This is a genomic window from Pseudomonas sp. GOM6, assembly GCF_029537485.1.
GTDB lineage: Bacteria > Pseudomonadota > Gammaproteobacteria > Pseudomonadales > Pseudomonadaceae > Aquipseudomonas.
This window is the reverse complement of sequence record NZ_JARPUS010000011.1, coordinates 120,792-133,154: the sequence shown is the minus strand read 5'-3', so window position 1 is coordinate 133,154 and position 12,363 is coordinate 120,792. Positions and strand designations below refer to the sequence as shown.

The following is a 12,363-nucleotide window of genomic DNA, read 5'->3' as shown; positions in this document are numbered from 1 at the left end:
TACATCTCAGTCCAGCCAACCCGACCCAGCCAATACGCTCCGCACCAGCCAGCCGCGAGGCAGCTGTTCGGCGCCAAACATGGCCGGGCGGTGGGCATTTGTGGTAAAAAGCCCGCCGCGACTTCTGGTCGCACGTTCTCAGGGCGGGGCGAAATTCCCCACCGGCGGTAATGGCCTCTTCGAGGTCTAGCCCGCGAGCGCCTCTCCTGCGAGAGGGTCAGCAGACCCGGTGTGATTCCGGGGCCGACGGTATAGTCCGGATAAAGAGAGAGCGGGATTCCCTCCCAGGGCGCCGTCCGTCTGCGTCCGCGAAAATCCCTATCGATCGGCATTGCCCTGTTTTTGACCAAAACAGGAGATCATCCATGCTGCATTGCACCATCTACCGGGAGGACGCATGTTCACCGGCATAATCGAATCCATCGGCAGCATCCGCGCCATGACGCCCAAGGGCGGCGACGTGCGCGTCTATGTCGAGACCGGCAAACTGGATCTGGGCGACGTCAAGCTGGGCGACAGCATCGCAGTCAACGGCGTGTGCCTGACGGCGGTCGAGCTGCCCGGTGACGGCTTCTGGGCCGACGTCAGCCGCGAGACCCTGGCGCGTACCGCCTTCGTCGACCTGAAGACCGGCAGCCGCGTCAACCTGGAAAAGGCCCTGACCCCGACCAGCCGCCTCGGCGGGCATCTGGTCAGCGGCCATGTCGATGGCGTGGGTGAAATCGTCAAGCGCGAGGAAAACGCCCGCGCCATCCAGTTCAGCGTGCGCGCGCCGCGCGAGCTGGCCAAGTACATCGCGCTGAAGGGCTCGATCACCGTCGACGGCACCAGCCTGACGGTCAATGCGGTCAACGGCGCCGAGTTCGAGCTGACCATCGTGCCGCACACCCTGGTCGAGACCATCATGGCCGACTACCGTCCGGGGCGTAAGGTCAACCTGGAGGTGGACCTGCTGGCGCGCTATCTGGAGCGCCTGCTGCTCGGCGACAAGGCCGCCGAGCCCAGCGCTTCTGGCATCAGCGAAAGTTTTCTGGCCGAACACGGCTACCTGAACAAGTGAGATTGCCAGCATGGCTCTGAATACTGCAGAAGAACTGATCGAAGACATCCGCGACGGCAAGATGGTCATCCTCATGGATGACGAGGACCGCGAGAACGAAGGCGACATCATCATCGCCTCCGAATGCGTCACCGCCGAGCACATCAACTTCATGGCCCGTTTCGCCCGTGGCCTGATCTGCATGCCGATGACCCGCGAGCGTTGCGAGCTGCTCAAGCTGCCGCTGATGGCGCCGCGCAACGGCTCCGGTTTTGGTACCAAGTTCACCGTGTCCATCGAGGCCGCCGAGGGTGTGACCACCGGTATCTCCGCCGCCGACCGTGCGCGCACCGTGCAGGCCGCCGTGGCGCGCAACGCGGTGGCCGACGATATCGTCAGCCCCGGCCACATCTTCCCGCTGATGGCCCAGCCCGGCGGCGTACTGGCGCGGGCCGGCCACACCGAGGCGGCCTGCGACCTGGCGCGCATGGGCGGCTTCGAGCCGAGTGGCGTGATCTGCGAGATCATGAACGACGACGGCACCATGGCCCGTCGCCCGGAGCTGGAGAAGTTCGCCGAGGAGCACGGCCTGAAGATCGGCACCATCGCTGACCTGATCCACTATCGCCTGATCCACGAACGCACCGTCGAGCGCGTCAGCGAACAGCCGCTGGATACCGAGCTGGGCCAGTTCACCCTGGTTACCTACCGCGACGGCGTGGAGAACACCGCGCACATGGCCCTGACTCTGGGCAAGGTGTGCGCCGAGGAGCCGACCCTGGTGCGCGTGCACAACATGGAGCCGCTGCGTGACCTGTTTCTGGTCAAGCAGCCCGGGCGCTGGAGCCTGCGTGCGGCCATGGCTGAAGTGGCCAAGGCCGGCAGCGGCGTGGTGCTGCTGCTCGGCAATCCGCTGACCGGCCCCGAGCTGCTGGCCCACCTGGGTGGCAAGCAACCGGCGCCGACCCCGGCGACCTACAGCACTGTCGGTGCCGGTTCGCAGATCCTGCGTGACCTCGGTGTGCGCAAGATGCGCCTGATGAGCTCGCCAATGAAGTTCAACGCCATATCCGGCTTTGACCTCGAAGTAGTAGAATACCTGCCCGCAGAGTAGGGCCCAGCCCAAAGACTGCTGCGCGTCGGCCATACGTCGTTGGAAATGGCCTCGGGATGCTCATTTACCTACGTAAACTCCGCTCCCTCGGCCATTTCCGCCTAGTCTGGCTCTAGCTCGCAGCCTTTGAGCAGGACCACAAGCCCGTAGGCTAACTTTTCATTACGGAATGCGAACGGCATTCCGGCTCTTTATACAGACTGAGACTCGCCATGACCCTGAAGACCATCGAAGGTACCTTCATCGCCCCGCAAGGCAAATTCGCCCTGGTGGTTGGCCGCTTCAACAGCTTCGTCGTCGAGAGCCTGGTCAGCGGCGCCGTCGACGCCCTGGTCCGCCACGGTGTGAAGGAAAGCGACATCACCGTCATCCGCGCCCCGGGTGCTTTCGAGATTCCTCTGGTTACCCAGAAAGTCGCTCAGCGTGGCGAGTTCGCCGCCATCATCGCCCTCGGTGCGGTGATCCGTGGCGGTACCCCGCACTTCGAATACGTTGCCGGTGAGTGCACCAAGGGCCTGGCCCAGGTGTCCATGGAATACGGTGTGCCGGTCGCCTTTGGCGTGCTGACCGTCGATTCCATCGAGCAGGCCATCGAGCGTTCCGGCACCAAGGCCGGTAACAAAGGCGCCGAAGCCGCTCTCTCCGCCCTGGAAATGGTCAGCCTGCTGGCGGCCTTGGAGGCCAAGTGAGCCTGAATCACGACGACAGCCAGGACGCACCGCAGCCCAAGGCCAAGGGCAAGATCGCCCAGCGCCGCGTGGCCCGCAGCCTGGCCATGCAGGCGCTGTATCAGTGGCAGATGGCCGGTCAGTCGCTGAACGAGATCGAAGCGCAGTTCCGCGTCGATAACGACTTCAGCGGCGTCGACGGTGCCTACTTCCACGAGATCCTCACCGGTGTGGCCCGGCAGAAGCCGGAACTGGACGAAGCATTTACGCCCTTCCTGAGCATCCCGCTGGACGAGCTGGACCCGGTCGAACTGGCCATCCTGCGCCTGTCGGCCTGGGAGCTGAAGGATCGCGTTGACGTGCCGTACAAGGTGGTGATTAACGAAGGCATCGAGCTGGCCAAGGTGTTTGGCGCCACTGACGGGCACAAGTTCGTCAACGGTGTGCTGGACAAGCTGGCACCGGTGCTGCGCGCGGCCGAAGTCAAGGCCAACAAGCGCTGAGACATTGGGCGAGTTCGAGCTGATCCGCCGCTACTTTGCCGCCTCGCCCTGTGCGCAGGCGGCCTCTGGCGTGGCACTGGGTATCGGCGACGACTGCGCCCTGCTGCAACCGGGGGCAGGCCAGCAACTGGCCGTCTCCACTGACACCCTGGTCTGCGGCGTCCATTTCCCTGTTTCCTGCGATTCCTTCCTGCTGGGGCAGCGCGCGCTGGCGGTGAGTGTCAGCGACCTGGCGGCCATGGGCGCCGAGCCGCTCGGCTTCACTCTGGCGCTGACCCTGCCCGACGCCGATGCGCATTGGCTGGAGGGCTTCAGCCGGGGCTTGTCGCAGATGGCTGAGGCCTGTGCTATCGCGTTGGTCGGTGGCGACACCACCCGTGGGCCGCTGAGCCTGACCCTGACCGTGTTCGGCCAGGTGCCGGCCGGGCAGGCGCTGCCCCGGTCCGGGGCGCAGCCGGGCGATCTGCTCTGCGTCGGTGGCAGCCTCGGCGATGCTGCCGGTGCCTTGCCGCTGGTGCTGGGAGAGCGCGAGGTAACGGACGAGGATGCCGACTGTCTGCAGCAACGCTATTGGGCGCCGCAGCCGCAGCTGGCCCTGGGGCAGTGGTTACGCGGTCGGGCCACGGCGGCGCTGGATATTTCCGACGGTTTGCTGGCCGACTGTGGGCATATCGCCAAGGCTTCTGGCGTGGCACTGCAGATCGAGCGTGACCGCTTGCCGCTCAGTCCGGCGCTGCGCCGCGTGGCCGGCGATCAGGCGCTGGCCTGTGCGCTGGCCGGTGGCGATGACTACCGGCTGGCCTTTACTCTGCCGGCTGAACTGCAGCCGAACCTGCAGGCTCAATGGCCTGAGACTGCGGTGATCGGTCGGGCCGTGGCCGGGCAGGGCGTGCAACTGCTCGACGGCCAGGGGCGCAGTGTCGAGCTGCCACGGGCCGGCTATCAACATTTCGGACAAAGCTTAGGGATGCAAGGTGACTGAAGTCGTGAAAGTCGCACCGCAGGTGTGGCGCAACCCCTGGCACTTCCTGGCCTTCGGCTTCGGCTCCGGGCTGCTGCCCAAGGCGCCCGGCACCTGGGGGTCGCTGGTGGCCATTCCCTTTATCCCGCTGTGGCAGATGCTGCCGGACTGGGGCTACTGGCTGATGCTCGGCATCACCATGCTGTTCGGTTTCTGGGTCTGCGGCCGGGTGGCCGAGGACATGGGCGTGCATGACCATGAGGGCATCGTCTGGGATGAAATGGTCGGCATGTGGATCACCCTCTGGCTGGTGCCGGAGGGTTGGTACTGGCTGCTGCTAGGCTTCGTGGTATTCCGGGTGTTCGACATCCTCAAGCCCTGGCCGATCCGCTGGATCGATCGACATGTGCACGGTGGTGTCGGCATCATGTTGGACGATGTGCTGGCTGGTGTATTCGCCTGGCTGGCCATGCAGGTGTTGGTCTGGGGGCTGACCTGAGGCGGAGGTAAGCATGCGTGTTTGCTGGTGGGCGCTGCTGATGTGCCTGGCCTGGCCGAGTGCCTGGGCCGACCCGGCACTGCCGACGGATATCCAGCTGGTCAGCGAATACTGGCCCAGGCATACCAATCCGGATGGCAGTGGGGTGGCCTGGGAGATCATGCGTGAAGTGTTCGAGCCCGCTGGCGTGGCTGTTGCGGCGCGTAACGAGCCCTATATGCGTTCCATCGGCCTGGTGCAGCGGGGTGAGGCCGATGCCTGGCTGGGGTCCTACGCCAACGAAATCAGCGAGCGGGTCATCTACCCGCATCACGCCTATGACGCTGACCGTATTCAGGCGCTCGGCTTGGTCTCGCAACCGCAACCCACACTGGACACTCTCAGTCGCTTTCACCTGATCTGGATTCGTGGCTACGGCTACAACGAGTACCTGCCGGGGCCGCTGCGTTTTCAGGAAGTCGAACGGCGCAACGGTATCCTCGACATGCTGGTGCGCAATCGTGCCGACTTCTACATCGATGCCAGCACCGAAGTGGCTGACGTACTGGCTGCCAGCCGGGAAGCGGAACGGTTCCGCACCTATGACCTGACCCGCTTGCCGCTCTACCCGGGCTTTGCCGATACTGCCCGCGGTCGTGCCCTGGCCGAGTTATATGACCGGCGCATGGCCGAGCTGATACGTGCGGGCAGTCTGCGGCCGATTTTCCGCCGCTGGCAGCAACCGTATCCATTCGACAAGGACATGGAGAACCCTAATGCGTCGCCTTGAGCTTTTCGCCGCCTGCCTGTTGCTGATCCTGAGCCCCGTATCGCATGCCGAGCCGCAGGTGCAGGTGGTCGGTCTGTTCCCCGATGCTGCCGTGCTGCTGGTGGATGGCCAGCGCAAACTGGTGCGTTCCGGGCAGACCGGGCCCGGCGGGGTCAAGGTGGTCAGTGCCAACAGCAAGGGCGCGGTGCTGGAGATCGGCGGCGTGCAACGCAACTATTCGCTGTCACGCGAGTACAACCAGTCGGGCAGCAGCGAGCCACAGCGCTCCCAGCTGAGCATCAGTCGCGGCGCCGGTAACCACTACTGGGTTGCTGGCTCCATCGAGGGGCACCCGGTGCAGTTCCTGGTGGATACCGGTGCCACCTCGGTGGCGATGAACGAAGGCCAGGCACGACGGCTGGGCATCGATTACCGAGTCAAGGGCCGGCCGATGGTGGCCAGCACCGCCGGTGGCAATATCCGCGCCTGGAGCATCAAGCTCGACAGCGTCAAGGTCGGCGGCCTGGAAGTGCTCGGCGTGGAAGCCGCAGTACTGCAAGGCGACGCTCCTACCGAGGTGCTGTTGGGCATGAGCTTCCTCAGCCGGGTGCGCTGGCGCGAAGACAATGGCGTACTGCTGCTGGAATCCAAGCTGTAAGGCGCAACCCTTCGGTTTCTTCGATCCTTATCCTCGATAATTCAGGCTGCGCCGGGCGGCGCTGCGACTGGTACAATGCCGGCCTTTTCTGCCGAACCTCATCAGGAGCTACCGGTGTCTGTCGTCTTCGTCGCCGCCTCCCAACTGCCCACACCCTTCGCGGTGTTCACCATGCACGGTTTCCTCGATGAGGAGAGCGGCAAGGAGCACGTGGCCCTGACCCTGGGCGACGTCGCCGATGGTCAGCCGGTGCTGGGTCGTCTGCATTCCGAATGCCTGACCGGCGATGCCTTGTTCAGCCAGCGCTGCGATTGCGGCGACCAGCTCGAAGCCGCCCTGCGCGCCATCGCCGCCGAGGGCCGCGGCGTACTGCTGTACCTGCGCCAGGAGGGCCGCGGCATTGGCCTGCTCAACAAGATCCGCGCCTACGAGCTGCAAGACGCCGGCGCCGACACGGTCGAGGCCAACGAGCGCCTGGGCTTCGCCGCCGACCAGCGCGACTACTCGATCTGCCAGCCGATGCTCGACCATCTGGGCATTCGCAGCGTCAATCTGATGACCAACAACCCGCGCAAGGTCAAGGCGCTGGAAGGTTTCGGCGTGCGCGTGGCCGAACGCCGCCCGCTGGAAATTGCCCTCAACCCCTACAACCGCAAGTACCTGGCGACCAAGGCCGGCAAGCTCGGCCACATGCTGGGCCTGCAGCACCAGGAAGAAACCGAATGACCCGCGCCGAGGTGCGTCGTCGACTGGCCCTGGAATGGTGGCGCTGGCTCGGCTTCGCCCTGGCGCCGCTGTTCTTCCTCAATCTGCTGTTCGGTGACAGTCAGGCCCTCGGCAGCGTGCTGGAGATGCCGCTGTTCATCGCCGGCGTCGCCTCGATGTTCGTCAGCCTGCCGCTGTTTTCCGCCTACAAGCGCGCGCTGATCGCCACCGAGCAGGCGCTGGACAGCGAAGCCGAGCGCGACGCCTGGCTGGAGCTGGCGCGGCAGCGGCGCAAGGCCTTTCTCGGCGCCGTGCTGCCGGCCTGGATCGGCGCCATCGCCCTGTTCACCGGGCTGCATGCGGTGGCTCTGTTCCTGCTGGCCATGAGCAGCGTGGTGCTGCTCTGTCTGTACCGTATTCCTCGCCAGCTCGGCTGATGCGCGCACTGCTGGCCGCCGGCCTGCTGCTGATCTGTGCCGCGGCGCAGGCAGCCGAGCGGGTGGTCAGCCTGGCCCCCTCGATGTCGGAAATCATGCTGGAGCTGGGCGCCGAGTCGCGTCTGGTCGGCATGCTGGATGGCGGCGAGCGGCCGGCAGGCCTGGCGGACTTACCGACGGTTGGCCGCTTCGGCAGTCTGGATGTGGAAAGCCTGCTCAGCCTCAAACCCGACCTGATCCTGCTCACCCCCGGCAGCCTGTCTGATGCCCAGCGCCAGCAACTGACCGACCTGGGGCTGGCTCTCTACCTGAACGAGGCGCGCGACTTCGACCAGCTGGCCGAGGCGTTCGCCGAGATCGGCGCGCGGGTCGGCCAGCCCGAGCGGGGCGCAGACCTGCGTGCACAGTTCCGCGACGGCATGCAGGCGCTGCGCCAGCGCTATCGCCGCTCGCCGGCGGTGCCTGTGTTCTACCAGATCTGGCACCAGCCGCTGTACACCATCGGCACTCGCCAATTGATCGGTGAGGCGCTGCAGGTCTGCGGCGCACGCAATGTCTTCGCCGACCTCACGCTGCCGGCACCTCAGGTCAGTGTCGAGGCCGTACTGGCGCGAGCACCCGAGGTGATCCTCGGCGGCAGCGGTGCCGAGCTGCAGCACTGGCAGGCCTGGCCGCAACTACCAGCGGTGCGTCTGAGGCAAGTCTGGACGGTGCCGGACAAGGGCCTGGAACGACCCAGTTTTCAGATGTTGGCAGCGACTGCCCGCTTGTGCGAGCAGTTGGCCCAAGCGCGCTAGGCGGGCGCGATGTGCGTTGTTTACTCAGCATCAGGCTGAAAAAAGGCCCCGGAGGGGGCCTTTGTCGTTTTACAGCGCGGGGGTCCAGGTCAGGCCGAGCAGCAGGCTGCGCGGGGTTTCCTGGTAGCCGTAATAGCGGTAGTCGCCGGCGTACTGGTACAGCGCGGTACTGTAGTCCTTGTCCAGCACGTTGGCGAGCTTGAGGTCGAAGGCCAGCTCGGTGCTGGCCTGCCAGCTGCCGCGCAGGTCGAGTACGCCGTAGCCGGCGATCTCGCGGCTGTTGGCGACGTCGTCGTAGCGCTGGCTGTAGGCCTGCCAGGTGGCGCCGACATTGAAGTCACCGAGGCGGCGATCGAGATCCAGGCTCAGGTGGCGCTTGGCGCGGCGGGCCAGGGTGTGGCCGCTGTCGCGGTCACGCGGGTCAATGATGCTCAGCGACAGGTTGCCGGTCCAGGCGCCGAGTTGCTGCTGCAGGCTGGCCTCGAAGCCGTTGATGCGCGCCTGGTCGACGTTGTAATTGCGACCGATGAAGGTCGAGCTGTCCCACACATAGGTGATCAGGTCCTCGACGTCGGTGCGGTACAGCGAGGCCTCCAGGCGCGTGTTTTCGGCCAGCTGGCTGCGCCACTGCAGCTCGTAGCTCCGCGAACGCTCCGGGTCGAGGTTGGGGTTGCTGCCCCAGTCATCCGGGCCGTAGAGGTCGTTGAAGGTCGGCACGCGGAAACCTTCGGCGTACGACAGCACCAACTCGTTGGCCGCGTTCAGCGGCAGGGTCAGCGCGGCGTTCCAGGTGTTTTCGCTGCCGTACTGCTCGTTCTTGTCGTGGCGCAGGCCTAACTCGGTGGAGAAGTGTTCGCCCTGGTAGCCGTGCTGGATAAAGACGGCCTGGTTCCAGCGCTCTTCTTCGCTGTAGGCGGTGCTGCTGTGCAGGGTGTCTTCCTGGTAGTCCAGGCCAACGCGCAGCTGCTGGCCGTTGCCGAGCTGCAGGGTGTTCAGCCAGGCGGCCGAGTCGCGGTAGGTGTTGAACACATCGCTACCGGGGTAAAGCTTGTCGAAATCTTCCTGCTTGTCTTCGCTGTGACCCAGCTCCAGGCGGCTGCTCCAGCTGTCCGCGAGGTTGGCGTCGACGTAGGCGGAGACGCTGCTTTGACTGAATTCGCTCCAGTTCTCGGCCGGGTAGCTGAGGTAGGTGCTGTTGTCGAAGCGGCCGTAGGGGTTGTCGTACTCACTCTTGCCACGCTGGTCGAGGGCGCTCAGGCCGATTTCCAGATCATCGCTCAGGCTGTGGGCCAGGTTGAGGCTGAAGCTGCGGTTGCGGAAGGCATCGTGGTCGGCGTCGGAGGTGTAGGACACATCGCTGCGGTCGATACCGTCGGTTTCTTCCAGGCTGCCGGTCAGGTTGTAGCGGGTACGGTCGTCGCCACCGGACAGGCCCAGGCTGCGCTCCCAGGTGCCTTCGCTGCCGCCGGCCAGGCGCAGGTAGGGATGCAGGCCTTCGCCCTCGCCGCGGCGGGTGAAGATCTGCACCACACCGCCCAGGGCATCGGCGCCGTACATGGCCGAGCGCGAACCGCGCAGCACTTCGACACGCTCGATCTGCTCAACGCTGAGAAACTGCAGCGCCGCGCCGCCGGAGGAGGCCGAGCCGATGCGCACGCCGTCGATCAGCACCAGGCTCTGGGCATTGCTGGTGCCGCGGATGAACAGGCTGGTGTTGGCGCCACGGCCGCCGTTGAGGATGACCTGCACGCCCGGCACCCGGCTCAGCAGTTCGCCGACGCTGCTGGGGTTGAGGCGCTCGATATCCTTACGGGTGAACACGCTGATCGCCGCGCTGCTCTCGCCGCGTTGCTGCACGTCGCGGTTGGCGGTGATGACGGTATCGGAGAGTTTCAGCGCCTGATCACGGGACAGATCATCGGCGACGGCCAGGCCGGGGGCCAGGGCCACGGCGAGGGCTAGACGGGACAGCTTCATGCAAGGTTCCTCAAAGAATGCACACTTCGAGGAGGGCGGGAGACAGGCGCGCACGGGCGCCTGACGGTGCGGCCCTCCGCAACACCAGTCGAAATCCGTCAGGCCGGTCTCCGGACTCTCGACGCCGGCCGGCTCGCCTTCCCGGATAACTCCAGTGGCTGTTGAGCGGGCCTGCGAGCCTGGGCTCGCGGTCGATTACCGTTGCGGGGGCAGTGCCGGGATTGCCTATTGGCGCACCGGCTTCCCGATTATCGCTGGCCTTGGCCAGCGCACCTGTCAGAAAGAAAAACGCCGCGCACCTTAGTGCACGGCGTGGCCAAGCTCAAGCAAGTTTACGGCGGTTCAACATGAACCCTGTTCAAGCTGCTGCAGACGGCGACGGACGGCCGCCTCGATGCCGGCTTCGTCCAGACCGCATTCAGCCAGCATCTGCGCCGGCTTGGCATGCTCGACGTAGTAGTCGGGCAGGCCCAGGTGCAGCAGTGGCATGACGATATTCTCGGCGGCGAGGAATTCGCTCACCGCGCTGCCGGCGCCACCCATTACGCTGTTTTCCTCGAGGGTCACCAGCAGTTCGTGGCTGGCGGCCAGCTCGCGCAGCAAGGCTTCGTCCAGGGGTTTGACGAAACGCATGTCGACCACGCTGGCATCCAGGGTTTCGCCCACGCGCAGGGCCTCGGCCAGTTGCACGCCGAACACCAGCAAGGCGGTGCCCTTGCCCTGGCGGCGTACCACGGCCTTGCCGATCTCCACGGCGTTGAGGGCCGGGTCGATGGCGGCATTCGGCCCGCTGCCGCGCGGATAGCGCACCGCGGCCGGGCCGTTGAACTGGTGACCGGTGGTCAGCAGCAGGCGCAACTCGTTCTCGTCGCTGGGCGTCATCACCAGCATGCCGGGGATGCAGCGCAGGTAGGACAGGTCGAAGCTGCCGGCGTGGGTCGGGCCGTCTTCGCCGACCAGGCCGGCGCGGTCGATGGCGAACAGCACATCGAGGTTCTGCACCGCGACGTCATGGATCAGCTGGTCGTAGGCGCGCTGCAGGAAGGTCGAGTAGATCGCCACCACCGGCTTGGCGCCCTCGCAGGCCATGCCGGCCGCCAGGGTCACGGCGTGCTGCTCGGCGATGGCGACGTCGAAATAGCGCTCCGGGAAGCGTTCGCTGAAGGCCACCAGGTCGGAGCCTTCCTTCATTGCCGGGGTGATGCCGAGCAGGCGCGGGTCGGCAGCCGCCATGTCGCACAGCCACTGGCCGAACACCGCGGAGTACTTCGGCCCGGCGGCTTTCTTCGGCTCGCCCTGGGGCTTGTTGATCGGGTCCAGCTTGGTGATCGCGTGGTAGCCGATCGGGTCGGCCTCGGCGGGGGCGAAGCCCTTGCCCTTCTTGGTCACCACATGGAGGAACTGCGGGCCTTCGAGGTCGCGCATGTTGCGCAGGGTGGCGAGCAGGGTCGGCAGGTCGTGGCCGTCGATGGGGCCGACATAGTTCCAGCCCAGCTCCTCGAACAGGGTGCCGGGGACCAGCATGCCCTTGGCGTGTTCCTCGACCTTGCGCGCGATCTCCCAGGCGCCGGGCAGGCGCGAGAGGATCTTCTTGCTGCCTTCGCGCATGCTCGAATAGGTGCGGCTGGAGATGATCTTGGCCAGGTAGTTGGACAGGCCACCGACGTTCTTGGAGATCGACATGTCGTTGTCGTTGAGCACCACCAGCATGTCAGCCTTCACATCGGACGCATGGTTGAGCGCCTCGAAGGCCATGCCGGCGGTCAGCGCGCCGTCGCCGATCACCGCCACGCTCTTGCGCTTGCTGCCCTGCAGCTTGGCGGCGATGGCCATGCCCAGTGCGGCGCTGATGCTGGTGCTGGAGTGGCCAACGCCGAAGGTGTCGTACTCGCTCTCGCTGCGGCGCGGGAAGGCGGCCAGGCCGTCTTTTTGGCGCAGCGTGCCCATGCGTTCGCGACGGCCGGTGAGGATCTTGTGCGGGTAGGCCTGGTGGCCGACGTCCCACACCAGGCGGTCATCCGGGGTGTCGAAGATGTAGTGCAGGGCGATGGTCAGCTCGACCACGCCGAGGCCGGCGCCAAAGTGCCCGCCGGTCTGGCCGACGCTGTACAGCAGGTACTGGCGCAGCTCGTCGGCGAGGCTTTCCAGCTCGCTCTCGGCCAGGTGGCGCAAGCCATCCGGGGTGTCGGCACGGTCGAGCAGCGGCGTGACGGGACGCTCGCGAGGGATCTCGTGGAAGGTGGTCGGCATCAGGCGA

The 12,363-nt window shown here is 65.8% G+C and carries 13 protein-coding genes and 2 riboswitches; of the genes, 11 read left to right on the top strand and 2 right to left on the bottom strand.

Translation table 11 applies throughout. The annotated features are described in order from the left end of the window. The first annotated feature begins 130 nt into the window (after positions 1-130). A riboswitch (FMN riboswitch) is annotated at positions 131-277 on the top strand. Between the two features lie 120 nt (positions 278-397). The 11 genes from P7A97_RS14300 (at position 398) to P7A97_RS14250 (ending at position 8,129) form a co-directional block, all read left to right on the top strand. Further along, on the top strand, positions 398-1,060 hold the full coding sequence (locus P7A97_RS14300; protein ID WP_277690626.1) for a riboflavin synthase: 663 nt from the start codon (positions 398-400) through the stop codon (positions 1,058-1,060). A 10-nt stretch (positions 1,061-1,070) separates the two neighbouring features. Next, positions 1,071-2,153, top strand: a complete 1,083-nt coding sequence (gene ribBA / locus P7A97_RS14295) for a bifunctional 3,4-dihydroxy-2-butanone-4-phosphate synthase/GTP cyclohydrolase II (protein ID WP_277690625.1) — start codon at positions 1,071-1,073, stop codon at positions 2,151-2,153. Positions 2,154-2,365: 212 nt separating this feature from the next. Then, on the top strand, positions 2,366-2,842 hold the full coding sequence (gene ribE, locus P7A97_RS14290; protein ID WP_277690624.1) for a 6,7-dimethyl-8-ribityllumazine synthase: 477 nt from the start codon (positions 2,366-2,368) through the stop codon (positions 2,840-2,842). Between the two features lie 2 nt (positions 2,843-2,844). Then, complete coding sequence (nusB, locus tag P7A97_RS14285; protein ID WP_277690669.1) at positions 2,845-3,324, top strand: transcription antitermination factor NusB; 480 nt, start codon at positions 2,845-2,847, stop codon at positions 3,322-3,324. 4 nt (positions 3,325-3,328) lie between these two features. Next, positions 3,329-4,306, top strand: a complete 978-nt coding sequence (thiL, locus tag P7A97_RS14280; protein ID WP_277690623.1) for a thiamine-phosphate kinase — start codon at positions 3,329-3,331, stop codon at positions 4,304-4,306. Then, positions 4,299-4,784, top strand: coding sequence for a phosphatidylglycerophosphatase A (locus P7A97_RS14275; RefSeq protein ID WP_277690622.1), 486 nt, complete (start codon positions 4,299-4,301; stop codon positions 4,782-4,784). Before thiL ends, P7A97_RS14275 begins: the two co-directional genes overlap by 8 nt. A 13-nt stretch (positions 4,785-4,797) precedes the next feature. Further along, the gene (locus P7A97_RS14270) at positions 4,798-5,553 is read left to right on the top strand and encodes a transporter substrate-binding domain-containing protein (protein WP_277690621.1); all 756 of its coding nucleotides are present in this window, start codon (positions 4,798-4,800) and stop codon (positions 5,551-5,553) included. Then, a complete protein-coding gene (locus P7A97_RS14265; RefSeq protein ID WP_277690620.1) occupies positions 5,540-6,190 on the top strand; it encodes a TIGR02281 family clan AA aspartic protease in 651 nt (216 codons plus the stop codon). The genes P7A97_RS14270 and P7A97_RS14265 overlap by 14 nt, the downstream gene beginning before the upstream one ends. Positions 6,191-6,304: 114 nt before the next feature. Beyond that, positions 6,305-6,916, top strand: coding sequence for a GTP cyclohydrolase II (gene ribA / locus P7A97_RS14260; RefSeq protein ID WP_277690619.1), 612 nt, complete (start codon positions 6,305-6,307; stop codon positions 6,914-6,916). Then, positions 6,913-7,332: an MFS transporter gene (locus P7A97_RS14255; protein WP_277690618.1), complete on the top strand. Its 420-nt coding sequence runs from the start codon at positions 6,913-6,915 to the stop codon at positions 7,330-7,332. Before ribA ends, P7A97_RS14255 begins: the two co-directional genes overlap by 4 nt. Beyond that, complete coding sequence (locus tag P7A97_RS14250) at positions 7,332-8,129, top strand: cobalamin-binding protein (RefSeq protein ID WP_277690617.1); 798 nt, start codon at positions 7,332-7,334, stop codon at positions 8,127-8,129. The genes P7A97_RS14255 and P7A97_RS14250 overlap by 1 nt, the downstream gene beginning before the upstream one ends. Before the next feature lie 69 nt (positions 8,130-8,198). On the opposite strand, the gene P7A97_RS14245 is transcribed toward P7A97_RS14250, so the two are convergent. Together P7A97_RS14245 and dxs are read right to left on the bottom strand one after the other, a co-directional pair. Continuing rightward, positions 8,199-10,106: a TonB-dependent receptor gene (locus P7A97_RS14245; RefSeq protein ID WP_277690616.1), complete on the bottom strand. Its 1,908-nt coding sequence runs from the start codon at positions 10,104-10,106 to the stop codon at positions 8,199-8,201. 83 nt (positions 10,107-10,189) lie between these two features. Then, positions 10,190-10,398: riboswitch (cobalamin riboswitch) on the bottom strand. Between the two features lie 50 nt (positions 10,399-10,448). Beyond that, on the bottom strand, positions 10,449-12,356 hold the full coding sequence (gene dxs, locus P7A97_RS14240) for a 1-deoxy-D-xylulose-5-phosphate synthase (RefSeq protein ID WP_277690615.1): 1,908 nt from the start codon (positions 12,354-12,356) through the stop codon (positions 10,449-10,451). Positions 12,357-12,363: the final 7 nt, after the last annotated feature.

Bases quoted from the DNA above. Each gene is read 5' to 3' on its own strand.
- dxs (WP_277690615.1), bottom strand. From the start codon at position 12,356: ATGCCGACCACCTTCCACGAGATCCCTCGCGAGCGTCCCGTCACGCCG.
- P7A97_RS14265 (WP_277690620.1), top strand. From the start codon at position 5,540: ATGCGTCGCCTTGAGCTTTTCGCCGCCTGCCTGTTGCTGATCCTGAGC.
- P7A97_RS14245 (WP_277690616.1), bottom strand. From the start codon at position 10,106: ATGAAGCTGTCCCGTCTAGCCCTCGCCGTGGCCCTGGCCCCCGGCCTG.
- P7A97_RS14250 (WP_277690617.1), top strand. From the start codon at position 7,332: ATGCGCGCACTGCTGGCCGCCGGCCTGCTGCTGATCTGTGCCGCGGCG.
- P7A97_RS14255 (WP_277690618.1), top strand. From the start codon at position 6,913: ATGACCCGCGCCGAGGTGCGTCGTCGACTGGCCCTGGAATGGTGGCGC.
- P7A97_RS14270 (WP_277690621.1), top strand. From the start codon at position 4,798: ATGCGTGTTTGCTGGTGGGCGCTGCTGATGTGCCTGGCCTGGCCGAGT.
- ribE (WP_277690624.1), top strand. From the start codon at position 2,366: ATGACCCTGAAGACCATCGAAGGTACCTTCATCGCCCCGCAAGGCAAA.
- ribBA (WP_277690625.1), top strand. From the start codon at position 1,071: ATGGCTCTGAATACTGCAGAAGAACTGATCGAAGACATCCGCGACGGC.
- P7A97_RS14300 (WP_277690626.1), top strand. From the start codon at position 398: ATGTTCACCGGCATAATCGAATCCATCGGCAGCATCCGCGCCATGACG.